The following is a 25,025-nucleotide window of genomic DNA, read 5'->3' as shown; positions in this document are numbered from 1 at the left end:
TTTACGGGCAGCATCCACACACGCCGTCAAAAGATGATGGTTTCCTCATGATTTTGTGGCATGCTGTATCTCTGACTTTCTGATACGAAACAATTCTGGCCGCACTCGCATAGGAGCAGCAACCACAGTGAGCATCACCCCGCGTACCGAAACTACGACCATTACCCAGCCGCTTTCCACAGGCAAACGCTTGGTCAACCGCCTAGACGCCGAACCCTTCGCGCTGTCATTTTCAGGACAGGGCTATGCCTGGCTTCCCAATCTGCAGGCATCTATCGCCGCAGGCGCAGGCACCCGCCTTGCCGGGCACCTGAAGCAGGCGGAAGAGATCCTCGAGCCACTCGCAGACGATCTCGCCGCCGCCTTCCCGCACGGCTTCGCCCCGCTCGAGTGGGCAGCAGCAGCGAACTCGCCGCGCATTAACCTGGCGGATTCTGCTATCTCTACCCCGGGCATCGTCACCGCCCAGGTTGGTGTGCTTGAAGCGCTTGCTGCCCAGGGGCTCGACGTCTCGCAGGCGGTCGCGGCCATTGGACATTCCCAGGGCACCTTGAGCACGTTTGTTGCCACCGGCCGCGCCGCAGCCGGCGAGGTCATCGCCTTGGCGCAGCTCATCGGTGCCGCTATCACGCGTACAGCCCGCACTCACGGTTTGGTCCGCAACGCTGAGGGTTCTCCTATGGTGGCAGTCTCCGGTGCCACTCAAGAGCAGATTGAAAAGGCCGGCGGTCGCATCGGCCTGCGCAATGGCCGCGACAAGTTCATCATCGTCGGTACCCCGGCGGAGGTAACCGCAGTTCAAGGCCGCCTCGAAGCGGCGGCCTCCAAGGACGCCAAGCTCGTCGAATCCAAGCAGCGCGGCGGCGCCCCGTTCGCACCTCGCTTTAGCCAGCTCGACATCCAGGCTGCCTACCACCACCCGGCAATGGAAGAGGCCGTTGCGCAGGTCATCGAGTGGGGCAAAACCGCAGGTCTTGACCCCGTGCTCGTGGAGGAGGGCGCCCGCGCCGTCCTCACCGACATCGTCGATTGGCCAGCCCGCGTCACCGAGGCCATCGAGGCAGGCGCCCGCTGGATCTTCGAGTGCGGCCCTGATGGCGGCGTCGAGCCGCTGACCCGAGACATCGTCGCAGGACGAGGAATCGGCACCTTGGTGGTGTGCGGTTCGCACGGGCAGTCGCAGCTTTTCGACGCCGGCCAGGCACCCGCCCTGACCATGTCCTGGGAGTGCTTCCGCCCGACCCTGCGCGCAGGTCGCCTTTCCACCAAGTTCACCGAGGCAACCGGCTACTCGCCAGTCATGCTGCCCGGCATGACCCCTTCCACCGTCGACTCAGAAATCGTGGCTGCAGCAGCCAACGCCGGTCACTGGGCAGAGCTCGCAGGCGGTGGCCAGACCACCAACGCCTTGCTGGCACGCAACTTGGAGAAGCTAGAGGAACTCCTCGAGCCAGGCGTGAACGCACAGTTCAACGCCATGTATCTCTCCGCATCGCAGTGGCGCCGCCAGATCGCTGGCGAGCGCGCCCTCCCCAAGGCACGCGCAAACGGTGCGCCCATCAACGGCGTGGTTGTCTCTGCTGGTATCCCACCGCTCGAAGAGGCAGTGGAACTCGTAGAGTCCCTGCACGCGGACAACTTCCCGTGGGTCGCATTCAAGCCAGGCACCATCAAGCAGATCGACCAAGTACTGCGCATCGCTGAGCAGGCCCCAGGACTTATCATCATGCAGATCGAAGGCGGTCACGCCGGTGGCCACCACTCGTGGGAGGACCTCGACGAGCTGCTCGCTGCCACCTATGGCCGCATCCGCGAGCACGACAACGTGGTGCTGGCCGTCGGCGGCGGTATCGGCACCCCAGCCCGCGGTGTTCAGTACCTGCTGGGCACCTGGGCACACAAGCAGGGGCTGCCGGATGCGCCTGTCGACGCCATCATGGTGGGCACCGCCGCCATGGCGACCAAGGAATCCACCGCTTCCGAATCCGTGAAGCGCGCACTCGTGGCCGCGCAGCCGACCGTCCAGAACGGCGGCTGGGCCGGCGTGGGCGCTGCAGCCCAGGACTTCGGCGGCTCCGTGACCTCCGGACTGTCCCAGCTGGGCGCGGACATCCACGAGATCGACAACTCCTTCGCACGCGCCGGGCGCCTGCTCGACGAGGTCGCGGGCGACGCTGAGGCCGTGGCCGCACGTCGTGACGAGATCATCGAGGCCATCGGCAAGACCTGCAAGCCTTACTTCGGTGACCTTGACTCTATAACCTACGCGCAGTGGCTCGAGCGCTACCTTGAACTTTCCTACATGGGGCAGTGGGTCGACGAATCCTGGTTCCAGCGCTTCGTCGCAATGGTGGAGCGCACCGAAGCCCGCCTCAACCCGGCGGACCACGGCGAGATCGAACTTCAGGTCACCGCAGAGCGCGAGAACCCGGAGCAGGCAGTCATGCAGCTGCGCGAGCTCTTGGGCAGCGCCGCCGTCGACCAGCTCGTCCACCCAGGCGACGCCGCGTGGTTCCTGCAGCTGCTCAACCAGAAGGGCAAGCCCGCCAACTTCGTCCCCGTCATCGACGCGGAGGTCCGCCGTCTGTGGCGCCAGGACTCCCTGTGGCAGGCCCACGACGAGCGCTACGATGCCGACCAAGTCTGCATCATCCCAGGCACCACCGCAGTCGGCGGCATTGAGCGCGTTGACGAGCCGGTGGCTGAGCTGCTTGCCCGCTTCGAGCAGGCCGCAACAGATGAGCTGACCCAGGCCGGTGTACAAGACAAACCAGAGCACTCGGACTTCGACAAAATCCTCAAGGCACCAATGGTCAATTGGGCAGGCCGCGAGCAGCTTAACCCGCTTCGCCTCGTGCTTGGCACCGGCCAGTTCCTGGCTGAGTCGATCGAGAGCAAAGACAACGGCTCCCGCTTTGAGAAGCTTGCCGAAGACGAGTACTGGCTGAGCGTCCCGCTCAAGGGCGCGATTGCAGGCGCGCAGCTGCGCCTGCGCATCACCCCACCGCAGATTCCGGGCGCCTCGCCGCTTATCACCGAGGCCGATGCCGCTGAGTCCATGCGCGAGCTGGCTCGCGTCGCTGCCGGCGGCACCCTGCCGGAGGTAACCGGTGGCACCGCCATCTGGTCCGGCGAGCTCAGCGCCGCGGATTCCGCAGACTATGAAAACGTCACCGCGGGCTATGCGCCTGCCGACGCCCTTTCCGCAGACGTTGCCGAGGGCGCACACGTGGCCCCAGACGTCCTCGTGGGCAAGGCCTGGCCAGCCGTGTTCGCGGTCATCGCCGATGCAGTTACCGAAGACGGAACTAACGTCGTTGAAGGCCTGCTCAACCTGGTCCACTTGGAACACAACCTCGAACTCAAGTCCGCGCTGCCGCGCGAGGCGAAGCTGCGTATCACCGCCACCGCGGGCGAGGTCCGCGACACCCCAGTCGGCCGCGTCGTCGACGTCGCAGTAGATATTGACACGGCCACTGATGGTGCTTCCGCAGCTGGTGCAGACACCGCAGGCACCCCGGTTGCACGCCTCTTCGAGCGCTTCGCCATCCAGGGCCGTCGCGGCGAGCAGGAACTCGGCGCAGCGGACTCCGTCGCAGGTGCAGCGTCCACCACTGCGGAAAAGCCGCGCAGCTTCCGCCACGAAATGACCGTGACCGCCCCGCAGTCGATGCACCCATTCGCCGTGGTCACGGGCGACCGCAACCCGATCCACGTTGCCGATCTCGCCGCCCAGCTGGCTGGATTGAAGGACGGCGTCATCGTCCACGGCATGTGGACCTCCGCGCTGGCGCAGCTGGCCGCCGCTTTCGACGGCGCCGCAGTCCGTGAGTGGAGCGCCACCATGCAGGCGCCTGTCCTGCCCGGCGCGCAGGTCACCTTCGTGGTCGAGCGCGTGGGCCTGGACACCCGCCCAGGCTTCGGCGAGGTCCGAGCCGTCACCGCTTCCGTCGACGGCGTTCCAGTCCTTGAGGCTCGCGCAACTGTCGCTGACAAGCTGACCTTCTACGGCTTCCCCGGCCAGGGCATCCAGTCGCAGGGGATGGGCATGGACGCCTTCGCGGCGTCGTCAAGCGCCCGCTCCGTATGGGAACGCGCGGACAAGCACACCCGCTCCAAGTTGGGATTCTCCATCCTGGAGATCGTGCGCAACAATCCGCAGTCCGTCACCGTGCGCGGCGAGGAGTTCACGCACCCAGACGGCGCTCTTTTCCTGACCCAGTTCACGCAGGTAGCCATGGCCACCCTGGGCTGCGCGCAGATCGCCGAGATGCAGGAGGCCGGCGTCCTTGACTCTGGCGCCTACTTTGCGGGCCACTCCGTGGGCGAGTACAACGCCCTCGCCGCCTACGCGCAGGTGCTCTCCCTCGAAGCAGTAGTGGAGATCGTCTACGCCCGTGGCCTGACCATGCACCGCCTGGTCGAGCGCGACGCCGAGGGCAACTCCAACTATGGACTGGCGGCGCTGCGTCCGAACAAGATCGGCGTCTCCGCCAAGGACGTGTTCCCGTACGTTGCTGAGATTTCCGCGCAGACCGGCGAGTTCCTGGAGATCGTCAACTACAACATTGCAGGCGTCCAGTACGCCGTCGCCGGTACTCGCGCGGGGCTTAACGCCCTGCGTGCCGACGCCGAGCGCCGCGCGCCGGGGGCGCGTGCCTTCATCCAGATCCCGGGCATCGACGTGCCGTTCCACTCCTCTCATCTGCTGGACGGCGTGCCTGCCTTCCGCGAGCACCTCGATTCCCTCATTCCGGCGGACATCGACCTGGATATCCTCGTGGGCCACTACGTGCCGAACCTGGTTGCGCGTCCATTTGAGCTCACTGAAGAGTTCGTGCAGGCCATTGACTCCGTGGTGGACTCTGATCCCGTCAAGGCCATCCTGTCTGACTTCGCGGGCGCCCTTGAGAACCCGGTTCAGTTGGGCCGCACCCTGCTCATTGAGCTTCTGGCCTGGCAGTTCGCTTCACCTGTCCGATGGATCGAAACCCAGGATCTCCTGCTTAGCGAGCCGGGCGCCATCGGCGGCGCCGGCACCCCGGGCCTGGGCGTGGAGCGCTTTGTTGAGGTGGGCGTGGGTTCCTCGCCAACGCTGGCGAACATGCTGGGCCAGACCCTGCGCCTGCCGCAGTATGCAGGCCACGGCATCGAGGTGCTCAACATCGAGCGCGACCGCGGCGTCGTCTTCGCTGAGGATGCCATCGCTCGCCCGGAGCCGGAGCAGACTGCGGCGGCGGATGCAGCGGCTGAATCTGGTGCCGAGGATGGCGCCGAATCTGGCGCTACCGCAGCAAGCCTGGTCTCTGAGACCCCGGCAGCAGCGGAGACCGCGACCCTCGTGGCTCCGGTTCCGGCACCTGCTGCGGGTGGGGAGACCCCAGCGGATAAGCCGCTGAGCGCGCAGTTCGCCACCGAAATGCTCGTGGCGGTGTGGACCAAGGTCCGCCTGGATCAGATGGGTCCTGCCGATACCATCGAACTGCTCGTCGAGGGCGTGTCCTCCCGCCGCAACCAGCTCCTGCTGGATCTGGGTGTGGAGTTCGGATTGGGCGCTATCGATGGCGCGGCCGATGCTGCGCTGTCGGAACTCAAGGAGACTGTCGCAGGCATGGCCAAGGGCTATAAGACCTTTGGCCCGGTCCTGGGCGGGCAGGTCGCTGATGCGCTGCGCCGCCTTACTGGACCTGCCGGAAAGAAGCCTGGCTACGTGGCTGAGCGTGTCACCGGCGCCTGGGGCTTGGGCGAAGGCTGGGCAGATCGCGTCATCGCTGAGCTTGTCCTCGGCACTCGCGAGGGCGCGTCCCTGCGTGGCGGCGACCTGGCCACGCTCGGCACGGGCGCTGCGAATGTCAAGGAGCTGGATTCGCTAATCGACGCCGCCGTGACCGTCGCCGGACAGCGCGAGGGGATTAGCATCGCGATGCCTTCCGCGGGTGGTGCTGCGGGCGGTGGGGTAGTGGACTCCGCTGCTTTGGATGCCTACACCGCGGAAATGACCGATACCCTTGCGGAGACCGCCCGCACCTTGCTGTCCAAGCTGGGAGTTGCGGCGCCTGCCACCGAGTTTTCGGAAGTAGATGAGAACGCCGCACTGGCGGAGCTAGTCTCCCGTGAGCTGGGCTCCGATTGGGCTAAGCAGGTCGCGCCGTCCTTCGATGCGGATAAGGCAGTGCTAATCGACGACCGCTGGGCTTCTGCCCGCGAGGATCTTGCGCGTGTTGCCGCGGGCGAGCTCAACGCTGCGGACGTCGATGTTCTGGGCGCTGGCGAAGCCGTGGCGCGGCTGGCGGAGCACTTTGGTCTGCCGGATCACGCGCAGGATGCGCGTGAGGATGCCGCTGTCTTGACCATGAGCAACGACGTTGCCGTGGTTACTGGTGGCTCCCCGAACTCGATTGCGGCCGCTGTCATCGGCGAGCTGCTCAACGAGGGCGCCACCGTGGTGGCAACCACCTCGCGCCTAAACCATGACCGCGTGGAGTTCTACAAGGAGCTCTACCGCACGCACGCCGCTGGTTCCGCCGCGTTGTGGGTGGTCCCTGCGAACTTGAGCTCCTTTAAAGATCTCGACGCCTTGGTGGAGTGGATTGCTAACGAGCAGACAGCCACAGTGGGCGGCAAGTCCAAGCTGGTCAAGCCGGCGCTGGTGCCGACCTTGCTCTTCCCGTTCGCTGCTCCGCGCGTGCAGGGCACGCTGGCCGACGCCGGCGCCCAGGCCGAGTCGCAGATGCGTCTGCTGCTGTGGTCGGTGGAGAAGCTCATCGCGGGCCTGTCTCAGCTGGGCGCGGATACCCACGTGGGCCAGCGCCTGCACGTGGTGCTGCCAGGCAGCCCGAACCGTGGTCGCTTCGGTGGCGACGGCGCCTATGGTGAGGCCAAGGCGGCACTCGACGCCCTGGTTACCCGCTGGAAGGCGGAGCCTGTCTGGGGCGAGCGTACCTCGCTGGTCCACGCCCACATCGGTTGGGTACGTGGCACTGGCCTGATGGGCGGAAACGACCCAATGGTCGAGCTTGTCGAGGCCAAGGGCGTGGAAACCTACTCCACCGAGGAAATGTCTATCAAGCTGGTCGACGGCGGCGCCAACGCCGACGTGCGTGAGCAGGCGGCCCAGGACCCGGTCACCCTTGACTTCACCGGCGGTCTGGGCGAGGCCGACCTCAACCTGCCTGAACTGGCCCGCGAGGCCGCACGGCGGGCGGAGCAAACAAGCGCATCCAATGGCGGCGTCATCCAGGCCCCGAAGACGGTGCAAGCACTGCCGAACCCGCTGTCCCCGTTGCAGTGGACCACGCCAGACTTCAGGGGCGTGACGCAGTCGCTCGATGACATGGTCGTCATCGTCGGCGCAGGTGAGCTCGGCCCGCTGGGTTCCTCGCGTACCCGCTTCGAGGTCGAGCTTACCGGCGAGCTTTCCGCTGCCGGCGTGCTTGAGTTGGCCTGGACCATGGGCCTCATCGAGTGGGATGCCCAGTCGGCCCAGTGGACCGTGCTGGAGACCGGCGAAGCCATTGCCGAGGAAGACGTCTACGAACAATTCCATGACCAAGTGATGGCCAACATCGGGGTGCGCCGCTACCACGATGACTTCGGCCCGCACATGCCGATGGTGGACAACCTCGCTCCTGAATTGACCACCATCTACCTGGAGAAGCCGCTGACCTTCACCGTGGACGATGAAGCAACCGCCAAGTCCTTCGTAGAAGAAGTTGAGGGCGCTACGGCGCACTTCGATGGTGAGGAATGGCAGGTTACCCGCCCGGCCGGCTCGCCAGTGCGTGTGCCGCGCCGCGTGGCAATGTCGCGCTTCGTCGGCGGCCAGGTGCCGACCGGATTCGACCCGGCGGTCTATGGCATCCCGGCCGACATGATCGACAACCTCGACCGTGTGGCGCTGTGGAACATCGTGTGCACCGTGGAGGCATTCCTTTCGGCGGGCTTCAGCCCGGCAGAGCTGCTCGCGAGCGTTCATCCCGCACGCGTGTCCTCGACGCAGGGCACCGGCATGGGCGGCATGGCCTCCCTGCGCTCGCTCTACGTGGACAAGCTGCTGGCGCAGTCGCGCCCGAACGACATCCTGCAGGAAGCCCTGCCGAATGTGGTGGCAGCGCACGTGATGCAGTCCTACGTGGGCGGCTACGGCCAGATGGTCCACCCGGTTGCAGCCTGCGCTACCGCTGCGGTCTCCGTGGAGGAAGCGATGGATAAGCTGCGCCTGCACAAGGCAGACTTCGTGGTCGCTGGTGGTGTCGATGACCTATCTATTGAGAGCATCACCGGCTTCGGCGACATGGCTGCGACCGCGGAGACCGCAGAGATGGAAGCAAAGGGCATCGACCACAAGTACTTCTCCCGCGCCAACGACAGGCGCCGCGGAGGCTTCATCGAGTCTGAAGGTGGCGGCACCCTGCTGCTGGCCCGTGGCTCATTCGCCGCGGAGCAGGGACTGCCGGTTCTGGGCGTGGTGGCCTTCGCGGAGTCCTTCGCGGACGGCGCTCACACCTCCATCCCCGCGCCGGGCCTGGGCGCGCTGTCTGCGGCCCGTGGCGGCGTGGATTCCCGCTTGGCGCAGGCCCTGCGTGCGCATGGCGTCACGCCGGATGAGGTGTCCATCATCTCCAAGCACGACACCTCGACCAATGCGAATGACCCGAACGAGTCGGATCTGCACGAGCGCATTGCTGCCGCGATGGGACGCCACAACGGCAACCCGATGTACGTGATTTCGCAGAAGACCCTGACTGGCCACGCCAAGGGTGGTGCCGCCGCGTTCCAGATGGTTGGCCTGACGCAGGTCCTGCGTGAGGGCATCCTGCCGCCGAATCGTTCCCTGGATTGCGTGGACCCAGTGCTGGCTAAGCATGAGCACCTGGTTTGGCTACGTCATCAGCTGGACCTGCGCGGTCGTGACGAGTACGCACCGAAGGCAGGCCTGGTTACCTCGCTGGGCTTCGGTCACGTGTCTGCGCTAGTGGCAATTGTGCACCCGGGCGCATTCCTGGCTGCACTGGCGGCGGCGCAGGATGCGGAGGCCGTTGCTCAGTGGCAGCAGCAGGCGCACGAGCGTGAGCGCGCCGGGCTGCGCCGCATCGAGTCTGCGATGCGCGGCGGGGCAGTTCTCTACGAGCGTCCGGTGGATCGCAACCTGGGCGGTACTGGTGACGCTGTGAAGGAACGTGAGGCCGCAGTGCTGCTTGACGACGCCGCTCGTCTGCGCGACGGAATCCTTGAAACCGGGCAGATGCTGAACTAATCAAGAAGGAAAAACGCCTTTAGGACATTCACGCCAGTCACCGAAGCGGCAGAGAGGGCTTCCCAGAAATGGGGAGCCCTCCCTTTTGTGTATTTGTGGCTTTGTGTTGGGGGTTTGGGAAGCTGTAACGGGGGTAAAAACGGCGTCGAAAGTGCCAGCTTGCGCCACCTGAAACGATAAAGATGCAGGTCAGCGGTTTGAGTCCCTGTTGCAGGTGGGGCACTATGCAAGCATGAACTTCAACGTTAAAGCTTGCAAGATTGTGGGAACCGGGGTGGCTTTGGCCGCCGCGCTAGCAGTGACGGGATGCTCCTCCACCGGTGGTGCGCCGCGCGAAAACAGTGAGAACGAACTCGCCGGGGGAGTGGACACCGAGCGCATCGTCGTATCGATGATCTCCCACGGTGCCCCTGGCGATACCTACTGGGATCTCGTGCGCAAGGGCGCCGAGGACGCAGCCAAGAAGGACAACATCGAGTTGCGCTACTCTTCCGATCCGCAGGCCCCTAACCAGGCCAACCTCGTGCAGTCCGCCATTGACTCCGGCGTCGACGGCATCGCCGTCACCATGCCAAACGCCAGCGCCATCGGTCCTGTAGCCAAGAAGGCCGCCGACGCAGGAATCCCCACCGTCGGCCTTAACGCCGGCATGGATTCCTACCAGAAGTACGGCATGACCGCGTTCTTCGGCCAAGAGGAGAAGGTCGCCGGCACCAAGGCAGGCGAGCGCCTCAAGAAGGACGGCGCCAAGCACACCCTGTGCGTCATCCACGAACAAGGCAACAAGTCCCAGGAGGATCGCTGCGCGGGTCTGCAGGACGGACAGGGCGGCAAGGTTGAGCTGCTCTATGTCAACGGTCAGGACCTCACTGCAGCACAGTCCACCCTGAACGCGAAGCTCGAGCAGGATAAATCCATTGACTGGGTCATGGCTCTCCAAGCGCCCGTCGCCATGCGCGCCGTCGACGCCATCGCTGACTCCGGCGCCAAGGCAAAGGTAGCCACCTTCGATACCAACGCTGAGCTTGTCGACGCCATCGCTTCCGGCGACGTCGCCTGGGCCGTGGACCAGCAGCCTTACATGCAGGGCTACATGGCTGTCGACGCCTTGTGGCTCGCACACCGCAACGGCTCCACCGTGGGCGGCGGCCGTCCCGTCTACACCGGCCCTTCCTTCGTCGACTCCACCAACGTCGACGTAATCTCAGAGTCCGCTAAGGCAGGCTTGCGATGACCGAGACGTCGCCAAGCATCGATGCGCGGCTAGCATCGCGGAGCCTAAGCGCCCGCATCATGCGCCGCCCCGAGCTAGCCAGTGTCCTTGGTGCCATCGTCATCTTTGCCCTGTTCATGATTGTCGCTCCATCGTTTCGTTCGATGGAGGCCTTCTCCACGGTGCTCTACGCCAGCTCCACCCTGGGCATCGTAGCCTTGGCCGTGGGCCTGCTTATGATTGGCAACGAGTTCGACTTATCCTCCGGCGTCGCCGTGACTACCTCTGCGCTCGTGGCCACCATGCTCAACTACAACCTGCACCTCAACTCCTGGGTTGGAGCAGCCCTCGCCCTCGTGACGGCCCTGACCATTGGTGCCATCAACGGCCTGCTTGTCGTGCGTACGAAGATCGACTCTTTCCTCATCACCCTTGCCGCATTCCTCATGCTGCAGGGGCTGAACCTGGCCGTGACCAAGCTCGTTACCGGCCAGGTGGCCACACCTCCCATCTCTGACATGCAGGGCTTTGCTGCCGCACGCGCCATCTTCGCTGGCACTATTCACCTCGGCTCGCTGAGCATCCGTGCCACCGTGTTGTGGTGGATCTTGTTCGTCGCTGTGGCCTCCTTCGTCCTCTACAAGACCCGCTTCGGTAACTGGATCTTCGCCGTCGGTGGTGACGAGGACGCCGCCCGTGCCGTCGGTGTTCCTGTGCGCCGCGTCAAGGTTATCCTGTTCATGGTCGTCGGTTTCGCCGCCTGGTTTGTGGGCATGCACACGCTTTTTGCCTTCGACTCCATCCAGGCGGGCCAGGGCATTGGCAACGAGTTCCTCTATATTATCGCGGCGGTTATCGGTGGCTGTTCGATGACGGGCGGCCGCGGCACTGCCGTAGGCACGGCCATCGGTGCAGTCATATTCGGCATGACCAACCAGGGCATCGTTTACGCGGGGTGGAACCCCGACTGGTTCAAGTTCTTCCTCGGCGCCATGCTGCTGTTTGCGGTTCTTACCAACATGTCTGTGGCCAACTTCAACAAGCGGAAATAGGAGGCAGTGATGACTGAGAATGCACACAGCATCGAGCTGCACGATATTCAGCAATCCTTCGGTAATTTCCATGCCCTGCGTGGTGTCAACATGACGCTGCGCCCAGGCACTGTCACCTGCGTCCTTGGCGACAACGGTGCAGGCAAGTCCACGCTCATCAAAATCCTGTCGGGTCTCAACACACCCACCTCGGGCGAGCTGCTTGTCGACGCCGCCCCTACCACCTTTTCCAGCCCCCGCGACGCCCTCGATGCGGGCATCGCTACCGTGTACCAGGATCTCGCGCTGGTGCCGCAGCTTTCCGTGTGGCGCAACTTCTTCTTAGGCCAGGAACTCGCAGGTCCTTTCGGCCTGTTGAAGGAAAAGGAGATGCGCACCATTGCCCGCGAGCAGCTGCAAGAAATGGGCGTAGACCTAGCCGACATCGACGTGCAGCTGGAAGCGCTCTCCGGCGGCCAGCGCCAAGTGGTGGCCATCGCGCGCGCCATCTACTTCGGTGCGCGCTACATCGTGCTGGATGAGCCCACGGCGGCGCTTGGCGTTAAGCAGTCCGGCATGGTGCTGCGCTTTATCGATGCCGCTCGTGAACGCGGCATGGGAGTGGTGCTGATTACCCACAACCCGCAGCACGCGTTCTTGGTCGGGGACCGCTTCGTGGTACTTAACATGGGCGAAGTGGTTCTCAACGCTTCGAAGGCGGAAGTAAGCGTCGAAGATCTGACCCAGTGGATGGCTGGTGGCGGAGAACTCGAAATGCTCAAGACTGAGCTCGCGAGTTAGAGTGAGAGGCTATGAACGCCGCTACCTTCGCCGTGGGAACTGACCTTGTTTGTATCTCGGAGTTTGCCCAGCAGCTCAGCGTGCCGGGCACTCGTTTCGAGGCGGTATTCAGCGCCACGGAGCTGCGCGTGGCTACGCGCAAAGGCGACTCCGCGCGCCGCGCCGAGCACCTCGCCGGGCGGTGGGCGGCGAAGGAAGCTTTTATTAAGGCATGGTCGCAGGCGCTTTATGGCCGCCCGCCGGTGGTGGCAGAAAACGACGTCGACTGGCAAGAAATCGAGGTTCAGCCGGACGCCTGGGGGAGAGTCGGACTGGTCCTGCGCGGCCACATCAAAGAGAGCGTGGCTGCAAGTCTCGGGGATATGCGAACGAGCCTGAGCATCAGCCACGACGGAGACTACGCCACCGCTACCGTCCTGCTCACGGTTCCTAACCTTTAGCTAGTGGCTACGGAGAACAAGTACGCAATAAGCATACGCTTGATTTCGCCCACGACGTCGTCAAAGTTCTCTGGCTCGCCAGATGCTGCGTAGTTGAGCATCGAGACCACCGTGTGTACGAGGAATCCGGCCAGCTCCACGCGCTCGTCATAGGTCATACGCTGGGCCAGCGGCTCCAGGATTTCCGCCACGGGCTTGAGCAGCTGCAGCTCCGTATCTGCGGCCGTGGCGCGTGTGGCCGGAGTGGACTGCACCGCATGCCACACCGCACGGCGGGAGGGGTCTTCGCGCCACATGCGGGCGAGGTGGTCGATGAACTCATCAAGGAAGTCCGGCCACTGCAGGGCCGGGACGTGCTCAGAAAAGCGCCGAATCTCCTCCAGATTCTCGCCGGTATCCTCGCGGTCCAACTCGCAGATCAGCACGTACTTGTTGGCAAAGAATTGGTACAGCGTGCCGATCGGCACTTCCGCGCGGCGCGAGACTTCGTCGAAGGTGAAGGACTCGAAGCCAACGTCGACAAGCACGCTTCGCGCAGCCTTGAGGATCCTGTTGTATCTCTCGCGGCTACGTGCCTGGGCCGGGCGCCGGCGTGGAACCAGCAGCTCGGTATCGTGCTTGATGCTCATCTGAATTGTTTAGGTGATTGTGTACGTGCCGAAGTTTAAGACAGCCCCTTCATCACACGGGCGACGTGACCTGTAGCCTTCACGTTGTACATGGCCTGGCCGATGGTGCCATCTGGCTCAACGAGGAAAGTTGAGCGAATAACGCCTTGTACCACCTTGCCGTAGTTCTTCTTCTCGCCGAACGCGCCGTATGCCGCGAGCGTTTCCTTCTCAGGGTCAGACAGAAGTGGGAAGTTCAGCTCGTGATCGGCGCGGAACTTAGCCAGGGCCTCTGGCTTATCAGGGGAGATGCCTACGACCGCGATGTCGAGACCATTGAGCTGCTCAAGGGAATCACGGAAGTCACACGCCTCTTTGGTGCAGCCTGGCGTGTTGGCGCGCGGGTAGAAATACACGAGCACGCGCTTTCCAGCGAAGTCGCTGAGGCTTACAGAATTGCCCTGATCGTCGCTCAAGGTGAAAGAGGGGGCAACGTCTCCGATTTCCAAACGCTTTGCTTCAGTCATGTCTTTAACCATACCGTGCCCTCGCGATGGTCTGGGCCATCCTAGGCGCAGGTGCCGGTATCCCCGCGTGCACGTATTGCGTCGATGCCTGTAGACTGGTCCTTTGACTGACTCGGTGGAAGCTGAGCCAAAAGGCCTATAAAGCGAAATTACGAATTCAGGAGTTACAACGTGGCACGCGATATTAATGACATTCAGCGCGACATCGAGCGCACCCGCCGCCAGCTGGCTAGCACCCTCGACGAGCTCGCTGACCGCAGCAAGCCAAAGAACTTGGTCGATGACGCAAAGGGCGCCGCAACCGAGAAGCTGCAGGATCGCAACGTTCAGATGGCACTCGCCGGCGTTGGCGCAGCTGTAGTCGGCCTCGTAGCGCTAGCAGTCTTCCGCTCCAACCGTCGCAAGAACGACATCAAGGAGCTGCAGCGCCTGCTCGCTGAGCGTCGCTAATTCGACGCGGCATTTTTGCCCCCCGCCTTAGACGACCTTTGCCCCTGCCTCGCGCAGTTCGGCAAAGGTCTTTTTTGCGCGCTCTTCACTGACTGGAGAGCAGTAGCTCTCCAAGACGTTGACGGTGAAGCCTTCCCGTAACGCGTCGATTGCGGTGGCGCGCACACAGTGATCGGTGGCGATGCCCACGATGTCGAGCTCGCTTACCTCACGCTCGCGCAGCCACTCCGCCAGGGTTGCACCATCGTCGACGCACTCGGCCTCAAACCCGGAATAAGCTGCGGTGTAGGCACCTTTGTGGAAGAAGGTGTCGATGGGGGCGTCGGCAAGCGCGGCGTGCATGGCCGCGCCCTCCGTGTCGGCGACGCAGTGCACCGGCCACGTGTCCACGAAGTCCGGGTCTTCAGAGAAGTGCCCCTTGGGGTCGATGTGCCAGTCCTGCGTAGCAACAATGAAGTCATAATCCTGGGTGCGCACCAGCTTGGCGACGTCGCGCGCTACCTCGTTTCCACGATCCGTCGCGAGGGAGCCGCCAGGACAAAAGTCGTTTTGCACGTCCACAATGACAAGAGTTCTGTTCATGCGGGCAATCATAGTCATCCGTAAGCTGGGCGGAGATGAAAACACCAATCCCATTTTATTTGCAGGAAATCCTCGACAGCGTCCGTGATAAGGACGGTGGAAAGGTAGCTGACTATATCCCAGAGCTCGCGGCTGCGGAACCGGAATACCTAGGCGCTGCGCTGTGCACCACCACGGGCCACGTGTATTCGGCGGGTGACGCGGACGTCGAGTTCACCATGCAGTCTTTGTCCAAGCCATTTGTCTACGCCTTGGCGCTGCAGGAACTGGGGTTGGACGCAGTGCGTGAAATCGTCGGAATGGAGCCTTCCGGCGAAGCGTTCAACGAGCTCTCCCTCAACCGCGATGACCACCGTCCGGTCAACCCAATGATCAATGCTGGTGCAATTGCGGTTACCCAGCTCATCAATGGCGTTGACTCCGGGGTTGAGGAACGCGTGGAGCGCATCCTTACCTATATGTCGCGCCTGGCGGGACGCGAGCTGGAGATCGATGAGAGCGCGTTCAGCTCGGAGCTAGACCACGCGGATCGCAACCTCTCTTTGGCGCACATGCTGCGCAACTACGACATTATTAAGGACGAAGCGCACGACGCCGTGCTTACTTATACCAAACAGTGCTCTATTCGAGTGACGGTGAAGGACCTGGCGGTGATGTCGGCGACCTTGGCTAATGGTGGCCGCCAGCCAGTAACGAATGACAAGATTCTGGACGCCGATGTCTGCCGGCTAACTCTGGCGCTGATGAGCTCGGCCGGAATGCATGACGGTGCCGGCCGCTGGATGGCCGAGGTAGGTATTCCGGCGAAGTCCGGTGTGGCCGGCGGCTTGCTCGGAACGCTGCCGGGGCAGCTGGGTGTTGCTACCTTCTCGCCGCGTCTGAACGAGGAAGGCAATTCTGTCCGTGGCGTGGAAGCTTTCAAGCTCTTATCTAAGGACATGGGCTTGCACCTGATGTCAACAGAGGAGCGCTACGGTGTCCAGCCGATTCGCCACATTATTGACGACGGCGACGCTACGGTCATCTATCTCCAGGGTGTTCTCAACTTCAACGCGGCTGAGACGGTCCTGCACGAGTTGGAGCGCTATGACTTGAGCGCGGACAAGGTGGTCTTGGAGTTGTCCAACGTGACCGCGACGAACAAGATGGGTCGTAGGATGCTCAAGGAGGGGCTGCGCCGAATTCGCGAGTCGGGCTTCGACATCGAGCTGGTCGACCCTGAACAAGAGTTGGAGGATCTGAAGATGTCCGACGGCACCGAGGTACCTGTGGGCGACCCGGAGGACTACCAAATCGCGGGCGAGCAGATTTAAAACCTGCGTAGTTGCCAACGGGGCGTCGGAAAGCTACGCCGGCGCCCCCTTCGTTGTCAGTTATGCAGATCCTGGGGTGGGGGCTCCCTCGCAAAACCAAAAGTCCCGCAACCTCATTTTTGGGAATGAAGCCGCGAGACTTTCTATTGTGCGCCATCAGGGACTTGAACCCCGAACCCACTGATTAAGAGTCAGTTGCTCTGCCAATTGAGCTAATGGCGCATGTGTTGTCCGGCTGGCTTGTTTGCCTGCCGTGCAACGAGAAGTAACTTTAACACTCTTGTTGGAAAACTGTAAAATCGGCAGGTCACTTATGGTTTTCGTGGCCGTTTTGGCGTTTTGCTTTGCTTGCGCATGGGAGGGGGTGCCGAGCAGATAACAATTGGTTAACACGTGAAGCGCCGTGTGGTGTTTTAAAGAAGCTCGTTATAGGCTGATTGAGAAATTCTTAACCGACTCCTCTGTGCTTTATAAAAGGGCTCCCGTGATTAATCCCCTACCTCTTGCCCGTCGTGTTATCGCAGTCACCGCCGTTGCTTTGACTGCGACTGTTGCCGCAGCTTGCACCATTGATTCCACAGCTCAAGATAAGAGCTCCGAGCAGTCCGCAGCTGCCGCCGCTGGAAATGATGCTGCTGCAGAAAGCTCTGCCGCCGCTAAGAAGAAAGGACTTGAAGTCTCCGTTAAGGACGGTGCGACCGACGTCGATCCTTCCGAAACCATTACGGTAAAGACCGAAGGCAAAATGAAGACGGTTACTATGACGAACGAGCTTGGCGTCGAAGTCGCAGAAAAGCTGTCCGCCGACTCTAAGACCTGGTCCACCGATGAGGTCCTTGGATACAATCACACCTACACAATCCAGGCAGAAGACGTTGACGGAAACAAGAAGACCGTAACTTTCGCTACCCCACAGGCAGCGGGTGTTTCTGAGGTCGCTTTGTCGCCGATCCCCGGCGCCGAAGTAGGCGTTGGACAGGTTATTGGTGTTCGCTTTGGCAACTATGTCACTGACCGCAAGGCCGCCGAGGAAGCTATCACCGTCAAGACCACCCCTGAGGTTGAGGGCGCTTTCTACTGGATCAATAACCAGGAAGTTCGCTGGCGTCCGAAGGAGTACTGGGAGCCTGGTACCAAGGTAGAGGTTAACGTTGATCTCTACGGCAAGAATCTCGGTGGCGGTATTTACGGTGGCGAGGACTCTTCCACGAACTTCACTATTGGGGACCGCGTAATTTCCTTAGTCGATAACGCCACTAAGACCATGCAGGTCTTCAAGAACGGTCAGTTGCTGCGTTCTATCCCAGTTTCCTTGGGCACTGACGGTATGTGGGATACGCCGAACGGCCGCTACATCATTGGTGATGAGTACGAGTCCCTCGTCATGGATTCCACTACATATGGTCTAGCACTGGATGCAGGTGGTTACCGCACGAACGTTAACTACGCGACCCAGATGTCTTACTCCGGAATTTACGTCCACTCGGCTCCATGGTCCATTGGTGCCCAGGGCGTCTACAACCAGTCCCACGGTTGCATCAACGTCTCTCCAGAGGCTGCGCAGTGGTTCCAGTCGGTGGTTAAGCGTGGCGACATCGTGCGCGTGTTCAACACCGGCGGCGAGCAACTCAGTGCGTTTGATGGCCTCGGCGACTGGAACATGGACTGGGAGACGTGGTCCAAGGGCAATACAAACGCAAACGCTTAGAATAAGTTTCACTTCGAAACGGGGCGCATGGCTACAGTGGTGGACATGCGCTTTTCTGTTTTGGACCGCGCGGATTCAGGTTGGCACGGCGGGCATTATGGTGCCGAATCACCCGCCATTGATCATCGCGGAGCAGGCCGCGATGTTGGAGTCGCTGTATCCAGGGCGCATCATTATCGGCTTGGGCTCTTCGGTGGGGTTTACTAAACCAGTACGCGAGGCGTTGCGGCAGACCGTGGAGGCCAAGCAACGCTTCGATTCCGACCTTGCCCAAGTACGCAATTTCTTGCTTGGCGACGCCCCCATCACCCTCCGGCCCCATGCTGGGCCGCCGCTTTTTGTCTTGGCCGGTTTCCGCTCTGCGCTTTCTGCGGCCAAGCTGGGCTTGGGCGTCATCCTTGGCGGCCCAGCCGAGACGCAGGTTGAGGCTGCACGGGTTTATCGGGAGAACTTCCAAGGCACCTCGCCGGTGGTCATTTCCTCACTCAACATTGCGGTGGCCGAAGACGAGGCCTATGCCCGGCGCCTTCTCCTTCCCGAGGCCTATGCCCAGGTGCTTTCCCGAAGCACCGGCGTGTTTGGTGCACTCGACCCAGATCCCGACTTGAAAGGATTAACCGGCCAACAACGCGAACGCCTCGAGCAGACGCTTGCCAATACGGTCTACGGTACTCCCGCTGCGGTGGAAGCCAAGCTTGCCGACATCGCAGAGAAACTCGGCGTCGAGGAGTTCTTAGTCACCGGCGATATGCCCGACCGCGAGGGCAGAGCGCATTCAGAGGAGCTGCTCGCCGGGCTGGACTTGTTCATTCGCTAGCGCTCGTGTGCATTCGAACCATCTAGTGCGGCTGAGCGGGTTTCGTAGGGGCAGAAAGATGGTTCGAATGCACGCACCGCCGAAAAAGAGGCCTAATGAAGATGCGCGAGCGGCGCAGCCGTGGTGTCGCCGTGCATTCGCTTGAGAATGTTCTCTGCGGAGATAAGACACATAGGTACGCCAACGCCAGGAACGGTCGTGGCGCCGGCATAGTAGAGGCCTTTGACCTTGGAGGAGACATTTTTGCCGCGGAAAAAGGCCGACTGCGCCAGAGTGTGCGCTGGGCCAATCGAGCCGCCGCGCCAGGCGTGGTAGCGCTCCGCAAAGTCGGCCGGCCCGAGGGTGTGGCGCACGACGATGCGAGAGGCGAAGTCGTCGATGCCAGCCCAGCGGCCGATTTGTGCGATGGCGGCATCGGCAATGGCTTCCACGCGAGCAGACGGGTGAGCGCCGTAGGCATCGCCGTGGCCCAACGCGGTGTCCGCGGGGACCGGAACCAGCACGAATAGGTTCTCGTGGCCGACCGGCGCCACCGCCGGATCGGTGGCGGAGGTCTTAGAAATATAGATGGAATGCGAAGCATCCAGCACACGCGTGGGCTCTGGGCCGTGGTAGACCGCACGGAAATCAGGCTCCCAGTCCTTACTGAACAGCAGCGTGTGGTGCGCCAACTGCGGCAGCTCACCCTTTACGCCCAGCAGTACCAAGACCGTGCCCAAACCAGCATCGCGCCCCGCAAAGTACTTCGCTGAGTAGGAACGCAGATGCGCAGGCAGCAGCGAGGTTTCGGTGTGGTGTAGATCGGCGGCGGAGACGACGGCGTCGGCAAGCAGCTCTTGGGAGCCTGCGGAAGTCATGATCCGGACACCTGTTGCGCGGGCCGAATCGTCGGTGAGGATTCCCGTGACCTCCGTTCCCAGCAAGAAGGTAACGCCAGCATTGCGGGCCTGCCGCGCTATAGCCTCGACCACCGCACTGAAGCCGCCGAGCGGATAGCGCACGCCTTCAACCAGATCAGTGTGGCTCATTAGCGAGTATATTGCCGGTGCTGCGGAAGGCTCGCTAGAAAGAAAGACCGCCGGGTAACTGAGCACCTGGCGTAGGCGGTAATCCCGGAAAGACGCCGCCACGTGCTTATCTAAGGTGCGGGTGAGTAGCTGAGCCAAAGTTCCTAAACGGGAGCGAACAGTTGGCGCGAGGAGCTCGCGGGCATCACTAAATGTGGTGTACAGGAAGCGCTCAAGGGCCACGTTGTAGACGTCCGTGGCCTGGTCCAGATAGTCCCTTACGCGCTGGCCCGCGCCGGGCTCGATGGACTCGAAGAGCGTGGCCACCTTATCCACGCCGGTCTCGACGTCGATGAACTGGCCCGAGTCGTCATAGACGCGGTAGGCGGGCGTGAGGTCAACCAGCGAAAGCTCCTCCGCAGTCGAGGTACCGCACAGCTCAAAGAAGTGATCGAAGGCCTCCGGCATCAGGTACCACGACGGGCCGGTATCCCAGCGGAAGCCCTCTGCAGACAGCGAACCTGCGCGCCCACCGACCTCTTCGAGTTTGTCCACCACCGTAACCTGCTTGCCGTCGCGAGCGAGCAAAGCCGCAGTTGCAAGCCCTGCAATGCCAGCACCAATCACGATGACGGACTCTGGCTGTTTAGCCACAGCGCCACGCCTAAAGGTTTTCATCAACGCGTCCTCCTTAGGGACTTCACGGTTGCCCGCAGCAGAAGGGCCAGCTTGCGCGGGATGCTGACGCTGACGCGCTTAGTGGGCAAGGCGCGAGCGGGCAGTGCAGCAATATCGTCGGTCAAAGCTTCGAAGAGATCCGTGGCGGCGATGACTCCCACCCGTGCCGTGAGCGGCAGCTGATCCATCACCGCGCGGGCGGCGGCTAAGTCGGCGCGGATGTCGGTGATGAGTTCATCCTTTGACTCCGCGGACAAGCCTGCCGAGCCGGCCTGGGGAAAGTAGGAGCGACCAAGCTGGCCGGTGTCCGCGCCCAAATCCCGCAGGAAGTTGACCTTTTGGAAGGCCGCGCCCAAGCGGCGGGCGCCGGCCTCGAGCTCCCGGCGTTGCGCGCTGGAAACCGGCTGGCCCACCAGAAACGCGTCCAGGCACAGCAAGCCGATGACCTCAGCTGAGCCATAGACATACTGATTCAGCTCGGCCGCCGTAAAGTAAACGCTCTGGTGCAGGTCGCGCCGCATCGACGCAAAAAAGGCCTGGATGTGCTCGTCCTTGAATCCACAACGGCGTGCGCTCAATCCATAGGAATGCAGAATCGGGTCGGTATGAAAGCGGCGATGCGGTGCTTGCAAGACAGCTTGCTCGTATGCGTCGAGGGTCTCTTGGACCTCCTGCGGGCTTAGTCCAGCTGCGGCGGCGGCACCGTCGACAATCTCATCTGCAATACGGACCACGGCATAAAGATTGCGGATGTCCGTGCGGGTTTGTGGGCTCAGCATTTGAGAGGCCAGCGAAAAACTAGTGGAGTAGGCCGCGATGATTTGCTCAGCAGCCCGCTCAGCGCCGTTGTCATAACGGGGCAGTGGGTTGGGGGTGTGAGTAAAGAGCCTGAACAATGTACGCCACCTTTTGAAGGAGAAAGACCTGCCACCGCGCGGGCATTACGCAAGTCGCTCACGGCTATCGTAGCCCGTCATATCAAGAAAGACCCTAGTCTGCGAAAGTGCAGGCTAGGGTCTCATTCGGGGTGGCTGACGGGGCTCGAACCCGCGACACCCAGGATCACAACCTGGTGCTCTACCAGCTGAACTACAGCCACCATCGCTGCCTTAAAAGCAGCACGGATAAGATTAACTCACACCGCGAGATTTACAAAAACGCCTGGTAATCGGCGGTAGTTGACTCCTTGAGTTTCGCTGCTTCCTCGGAAGAGGGGCCTTCGTCGGTGCGGAACACACTGCGGCGGTAGTAGTCCAACTCGCGGATGGACTCGATGATGTCCTGGAGCGCGCGGTGCGCCATGCCCTTGTCAGGCTGGTTGTAGTAGGCGCGCGGGAACCAGCGGCGACTGAGCTCCTTGATGGTGGAAACGTCAATCATGCGGTAGTGCAGCGCTTCATCCAGGCGTGGCATATAGGCGCGAATGAAGGTGCGGTCGGTGGCGATGGAGTTGCCTGCCAGGGGGGCGGGATGCTCAGGGTTGCAGTGCTCAGTGATGAGCGCCAGGACGGCATCTTCGGCTTCCCGCAGGGTGGTGGTAGATTCGCGGATTTCCTTATCCAGGCCGGAGTTGGCGTGCATGTTGGTGACAAAGTCATCCATCTCAGCGAGCTCCGCTTCCGTGGCATGGACCACTAGGTCGATTCCCTCACCAATGACGTTGAGGTTGCCGTCGGTGATGATGGCGGCCACCTCCACGATGACGTGGCGCTTCGGGTCGAGCCCGGTCATTTCCAAGTCAATCCAGACGAGTCGGTCATTCTTCGGGGCGATGTCAGTCATGGGTTTAACCTTAGTCCTCCTAGAGCCGTGCTTGTCGACGCCTCCCTTCCCGCCGTCTGACTCAAACCACCGGCGTGGAAGGTGTGGCGGGGGTAGGCAAAGGGTGTGTTTTAACGCAGATAGTTCAGATTTTCTAAAAGGTTTCTGTTAGCGGTATTGACGGTTCTTGAGCTGTACATTAAATTTTGGTCAACCAACAGGTAATGCGAAGAATTAGATTCTTTCAAAAACATTTCCGTGATTGCCCTCACAAATTTCGATTGAAGTAGTGCATGATTCTTTATGTCACTCTTTATGCTAGAGATCGCAATTTTGGAAAGTAGGTTCCCTCATATGGCCGGGTTCTTGGATGCTCTCAATTCCCTCATTTGGTCCCCAGCACTCGTGTTCCTGTGCTTGGGCGCCGGTGTCTATTTCACGATCGTGACCAAGGGGTTGCAGATTCGCTGTATTCCCGACATGATTGCGCAGCTAAAGAACGGCGAGAAGTCAGACTCCGGTGTTTCTTCTTTCCAGTCCTTGATGATTTCCCTCGCCGGTCGCGTCGGCGTCGGCAACATTGCCGGTGTTGCCACGGCGATCGCCTTCGGTGGCCCAGGTGCTGTCTTCTGGATGTGGGCGGTGGCGCTGTTGGGGTCGGCTACCTCGTTCGTGGAATGTACTCTCGCCCAGGTCTACAAGGAAAAGGACCAGGACACTGGCGAGTACCGCGGTGGCCCGGCGTACTACATCGAAAAGGCTTACCGCCACACCTCTGTGGGCCCGTTCATGCTGGTCTACGGCGTTATCTTCGCTGTCTCCATGATTCTGGCTACCAGCTACTTCCTCCCAGGCATCCAGGCCAACGGTGTGGCCGCTGCAGTGGAGAACGCCTGGGGCGTCAACGTCACCTGGTCCGCAGTCATCTTGGCTGGCGTCTTGGCCTTCATCATCATCGGTGGCGTCAAGCGTATCGCTAACTTCACCTCGCTCATCGTTCCATTCATGGCAGCCGCTTATATCATCATCGCGCTGACCATCCTGTTCATGAACTTCGGCGACATTCCACACGTATTTGGCCTCATCTTCAAGTCTGCATTTGACATGGAAGCAGGATTCGCGGGCATGCTGGGCTCTGCAATCATGTGGGGCGTAAAGCGCGGTATCTACTCCAACGAGGCAGGCCAGGGCACCGGCCCGCAGTCGGCAGCAGCTGCCGAGGTATCCCACCCAGCAAAGCAGGGCCTCGTTCAATCATTCGCCGTCTACGTCGATACCCTCTTCGTCTGCTCGGCCACCGCCTTCATCATCATCTCCACTGACATGTACAAGGTCTTCGAAGGCGAGTCCGAGGACGGCGCCGTTCGCTACGCCGGCTCCCTGCCTGACGGCATTGCGGTCGGCCCAGGCTTCGTTCAATCCGGTATGGACTCTGTATTCAGCGGTGTCGGCGCTTCTTTCGTGGCAATTGCTATCGCGTTCTTCGCCTTCACCACCGTTCTGGCTTACTACTACATGGCAGAGACCAACCTCACCTACTTCAACCGCTGGATCAAGAATGCTGGCGCACGCCGCGCGCTGGTGTGGGTCCTGCGCGTCCTCATCATCATCTCCGTCATCATTGGTGCTACCACCACCCCGGGCTCAGCGTGGGCACTAGGCGACATCGGAGTGGGTGCCACCGCATGGCTCAACATCATCGCCATCCTCTTCCTCCAGGTCCCGGCACTCAAGTGCCTCAAGGACTACAGCGCGCAGAAGAAGGCCGGCAAGGATCCGGACTTCGACCCTGAAGCTCTGGGCATCAAGAACGCCGACTTCTGGGTAGAGCGCAAGAACGCTCGCTCTTCCTCTGTAGCCGAGTAAGGCACACCAAAAGCAGGCTCGCCGAAAGGGTGGGAGTGCCTTAGGCCATCTTTGAGTAGAAGCTGCCGATGAGCGGTGCGGCAATCGGGGTAGGGACGATTTGGCCCAGAGCGTTCATTGCCTTGGACAGCGGGCCCGGCACCACGCGGCGCTGGTTGCGCGCCATTGCCGCGAGGGTTTCCGCGGAGCAGGACTCGTAGGTGGTCCACAGGAAGTCCGGCACCACCTTATCCACGATGGACTGCTCTTCTTCCGGAATGACCGCATCGCGGACTGGGCCTGGAGCCAGCAGGGTGCAGCTCACGCCCGTGCCCTTGAGCTCGTAGTGCAGCGCCTCGGTGAAGGCGTTTACTCCGGCCTTGGTGAACACGTAAGTCGCGTTGTTCGGAATCGAGACATTGCCCGCAGCAGAACCCACATTGCATATAGCGCCCGAGCGGCGCGGCAGCATCTGCTTGAGCGCTGCACGCGTTAGGCGGTGCACGGCCTTGCCATTGAGATCGAACTGCTTGGTCTCATAGTCCCAATCCTGATCCATGAACTTGCCAAAGCTGGCGATGCCAGCAGAGTTCACGATGATGGAAATCTCCTTGTCTGCCATGAACTCGACGACGCGGTCGACGTCGGCTTCCTTTGCTAAGTCGGCGGCCAGAGCAATGGCATCCACCTCATGCTGGGCCTTAAGTTCCGCAGCGATGCGGTCGAGGACTTCCTGGCGGCGCGCCACCAGGATGACGTTGTAGCCGCGTGAAGCAAGGTCGCGCGCCATCGCCTCGCCGATGCCCTGGCTGGCACCAGTGAGCAAAGCATAAGAAGTGCGGGTGGGGGCGGGCAGCCCTGCGTGCTTAGTCATGAGGTGAAAACCCTTTCGCCGTGTTAACAACTCCGTCTAGCGTAGACGAAAAGCCAGAAATCAGGGTGTTTATCAGGGCTCTCCCTGATGCAACATGGCGTGACATTAGGTTGA

17 protein-coding genes and 2 tRNA genes are annotated in these 25,025 nt (G+C 61.7%); 10 read left to right on the top strand and 9 right to left on the bottom strand.

From position 1 onward, the window contains the following. The first annotated feature begins 127 nt into the window (after positions 1-127). From HMPREF3148_RS05290 to HMPREF3148_RS05270, 5 genes are all read left to right on the top strand, one after another. Positions 128-9,256 carry a type I polyketide synthase gene (locus HMPREF3148_RS05290; RefSeq protein WP_141741069.1) on the top strand — a complete coding sequence of 3,043 codons (9,129 nt, stop codon included), beginning with the start codon at positions 128-130 and terminating at the stop codon, positions 9,254-9,256. 232 nt (positions 9,257-9,488) lie between these two features. After that, a complete protein-coding gene (locus HMPREF3148_RS05285) occupies positions 9,489-10,490 on the top strand; it encodes a substrate-binding domain-containing protein (RefSeq protein ID WP_005531059.1) in 1,002 nt (333 codons plus the stop codon). After that, on the top strand, positions 10,487-11,521 hold the full coding sequence (locus tag HMPREF3148_RS05280; RefSeq protein ID WP_049063369.1) for an ABC transporter permease: 1,035 nt from the start codon (positions 10,487-10,489) through the stop codon (positions 11,519-11,521). Before HMPREF3148_RS05285 ends, HMPREF3148_RS05280 begins: the two co-directional genes overlap by 4 nt. 9 nt (positions 11,522-11,530) lie before the next feature. Then, the gene (locus HMPREF3148_RS05275; protein ID WP_046645595.1) at positions 11,531-12,301 is read left to right on the top strand and encodes an ATP-binding cassette domain-containing protein; all 771 of its coding nucleotides are present in this window, start codon (positions 11,531-11,533) and stop codon (positions 12,299-12,301) included. An 11-nt stretch (positions 12,302-12,312) separates the two neighbouring features. Further along, positions 12,313-12,741 carry a holo-ACP synthase AcpS gene (locus HMPREF3148_RS05270; protein ID WP_049063370.1) on the top strand — a complete coding sequence of 143 codons (429 nt, stop codon included), beginning with the start codon at positions 12,313-12,315 and terminating at the stop codon, positions 12,739-12,741. On the opposite strand, the gene HMPREF3148_RS05265 is transcribed toward HMPREF3148_RS05270, so the two are convergent. Together HMPREF3148_RS05265 and bcp are read right to left on the bottom strand one after the other, a co-directional pair. Next, positions 12,738-13,370, bottom strand: a complete 633-nt coding sequence (locus HMPREF3148_RS05265; protein ID WP_049063371.1) for a TetR family transcriptional regulator — start codon at positions 13,368-13,370, stop codon at positions 12,738-12,740. The genes HMPREF3148_RS05270 and HMPREF3148_RS05265 overlap by 4 nt on opposite strands. A gap of 35 nt (positions 13,371-13,405) precedes the next feature. Next, positions 13,406-13,876: a thioredoxin-dependent thiol peroxidase gene (gene bcp, locus HMPREF3148_RS05260; protein ID WP_034657419.1), complete on the bottom strand. Its 471-nt coding sequence runs from the start codon at positions 13,874-13,876 to the stop codon at positions 13,406-13,408. Positions 13,877-14,047: 171 nt separating this feature from the next. On the opposite strand from bcp, the gene HMPREF3148_RS05255 reads away from it, so the two are divergent. Next, positions 14,048-14,326: a DUF3618 domain-containing protein gene (locus tag HMPREF3148_RS05255; RefSeq protein WP_005531048.1), complete on the top strand. Its 279-nt coding sequence runs from the start codon at positions 14,048-14,050 to the stop codon at positions 14,324-14,326. Between the two features lie 27 nt (positions 14,327-14,353). Here the strand turns inward: HMPREF3148_RS05255 and HMPREF3148_RS05250 are convergent, their stop codons facing one another. After that, a complete protein-coding gene (locus HMPREF3148_RS05250; RefSeq protein ID WP_034657417.1) occupies positions 14,354-14,908 on the bottom strand; it encodes an isochorismatase family protein in 555 nt (184 codons plus the stop codon). A 35-nt stretch (positions 14,909-14,943) separates the two neighbouring features. On the opposite strand from HMPREF3148_RS05250, the gene HMPREF3148_RS05245 reads away from it, so the two are divergent. Next, complete coding sequence (locus HMPREF3148_RS05245; RefSeq protein ID WP_070508834.1) at positions 14,944-16,221, top strand: glutaminase; 1,278 nt, start codon at positions 14,944-14,946, stop codon at positions 16,219-16,221. Between the two features lie 149 nt (positions 16,222-16,370). Here the strand turns inward: HMPREF3148_RS05245 and HMPREF3148_RS05240 are convergent. Further along, positions 16,371-16,443, bottom strand: a tRNA-Lys gene (locus tag HMPREF3148_RS05240). A gap of 262 nt (positions 16,444-16,705) precedes the next feature. On the opposite strand from HMPREF3148_RS05240, the gene HMPREF3148_RS05235 reads away from it, so the two are divergent. Together HMPREF3148_RS05235 and HMPREF3148_RS05230 are read left to right on the top strand one after the other, a co-directional pair. Beyond that, the gene (locus tag HMPREF3148_RS05235) at positions 16,706-17,929 is read left to right on the top strand and encodes a L,D-transpeptidase (protein ID WP_034657386.1); all 1,224 of its coding nucleotides are present in this window, start codon (positions 16,706-16,708) and stop codon (positions 17,927-17,929) included. Next, a complete protein-coding gene (locus tag HMPREF3148_RS05230) occupies positions 17,862-18,746 on the top strand; it encodes an LLM class flavin-dependent oxidoreductase (protein WP_080548649.1) in 885 nt (294 codons plus the stop codon). The genes HMPREF3148_RS05235 and HMPREF3148_RS05230 overlap by 68 nt, the downstream gene beginning before the upstream one ends. 92 nt (positions 18,747-18,838) lie before the next feature. Here HMPREF3148_RS05230 and crtI read toward each other — a convergent pair whose 3' ends face one another. From crtI to orn, 4 genes are all read right to left on the bottom strand, one after another. Beyond that, positions 18,839-20,431, bottom strand: coding sequence for a phytoene desaturase family protein (crtI, locus tag HMPREF3148_RS05225; protein ID WP_049145971.1), 1,593 nt, complete (start codon positions 20,429-20,431; stop codon positions 18,839-18,841). Continuing rightward, positions 20,431-21,327, bottom strand: a complete 897-nt coding sequence (locus HMPREF3148_RS05220) for a phytoene/squalene synthase family protein (RefSeq protein WP_070508833.1) — start codon at positions 21,325-21,327, stop codon at positions 20,431-20,433. Before HMPREF3148_RS05220 ends, crtI begins: the two co-directional genes overlap by 1 nt. Before the next feature lie 130 nt (positions 21,328-21,457). Further along, a tRNA-His gene (locus tag HMPREF3148_RS05215) sits at positions 21,458-21,530 on the bottom strand. A gap of 50 nt (positions 21,531-21,580) precedes the next feature. Next, positions 21,581-22,213: an oligoribonuclease gene (gene orn / locus HMPREF3148_RS05210; protein ID WP_049152134.1), complete on the bottom strand. Its 633-nt coding sequence runs from the start codon at positions 22,211-22,213 to the stop codon at positions 21,581-21,583. A 333-nt stretch (positions 22,214-22,546) separates the two neighbouring features. On the opposite strand from orn, the gene HMPREF3148_RS05205 reads away from it, so the two are divergent. Then, entirely contained in the window at positions 22,547-24,058 is a 1,512-nt protein-coding gene (locus tag HMPREF3148_RS05205; RefSeq protein WP_049063383.1) for an alanine/glycine:cation symporter family protein, read from the top strand. A 40-nt stretch (positions 24,059-24,098) separates the two neighbouring features. On the opposite strand, the gene cmrA is transcribed toward HMPREF3148_RS05205, so the two are convergent. Beyond that, positions 24,099-24,911, bottom strand: coding sequence for a mycolate reductase (gene cmrA, locus HMPREF3148_RS05200; protein ID WP_049152135.1), 813 nt, complete (start codon positions 24,909-24,911; stop codon positions 24,099-24,101). Positions 24,912-25,025: the final 114 nt, after the last annotated feature.

It is taken from the genome of Corynebacterium sp. HMSC05D08, from assembly GCF_001807215.1.
GTDB lineage: Bacteria > Actinomycetota > Actinomycetes > Mycobacteriales > Mycobacteriaceae > Corynebacterium > Corynebacterium striatum.
Note: the sequence above shows the minus strand (reverse complement) of the source record. Positions and strands in the feature narration are given on the sequence as shown.

Coding starts and splice junctions, on each gene's coding strand:
- HMPREF3148_RS05285 (WP_005531059.1), top strand. CDS start 9,489: ATGAACTTCAACGTTAAAGCTTGCAAGATTGTGGGAACCGGGGTGGCT.
- HMPREF3148_RS05280 (WP_049063369.1), top strand. CDS start 10,487: ATGACCGAGACGTCGCCAAGCATCGATGCGCGGCTAGCATCGCGGAGC.
- HMPREF3148_RS05275 (WP_046645595.1), top strand. CDS start 11,531: ATGACTGAGAATGCACACAGCATCGAGCTGCACGATATTCAGCAATCC.
- HMPREF3148_RS05270 (WP_049063370.1), top strand. CDS start 12,313: ATGAACGCCGCTACCTTCGCCGTGGGAACTGACCTTGTTTGTATCTCG.
- HMPREF3148_RS05265 (WP_049063371.1), bottom strand. CDS start 13,370: ATGAGCATCAAGCACGATACCGAGCTGCTGGTTCCACGCCGGCGCCCG.
- bcp (WP_034657419.1), bottom strand. CDS start 13,876: ATGACTGAAGCAAAGCGTTTGGAAATCGGAGACGTTGCCCCCTCTTTC.
- HMPREF3148_RS05250 (WP_034657417.1), bottom strand. CDS start 14,908: ATGAACAGAACTCTTGTCATTGTGGACGTGCAAAACGACTTTTGTCCT.
- HMPREF3148_RS05245 (WP_070508834.1), top strand. CDS start 14,944: ATGAAAACACCAATCCCATTTTATTTGCAGGAAATCCTCGACAGCGTC.
- HMPREF3148_RS05230 (WP_080548649.1), top strand. CDS start 17,862: ATGGCCTCGGCGACTGGAACATGGACTGGGAGACGTGGTCCAAGGGCA.
- crtI (WP_049145971.1), bottom strand. CDS start 20,431: ATGAAAACCTTTAGGCGTGGCGCTGTGGCTAAACAGCCAGAGTCCGTC.
- orn (WP_049152134.1), bottom strand. CDS start 22,213: ATGACTGACATCGCCCCGAAGAATGACCGACTCGTCTGGATTGACTTG.
- HMPREF3148_RS05205 (WP_049063383.1), top strand. CDS start 22,547: ATGGCCGGGTTCTTGGATGCTCTCAATTCCCTCATTTGGTCCCCAGCA.
- cmrA (WP_049152135.1), bottom strand. CDS start 24,911: ATGACTAAGCACGCAGGGCTGCCCGCCCCCACCCGCACTTCTTATGCT.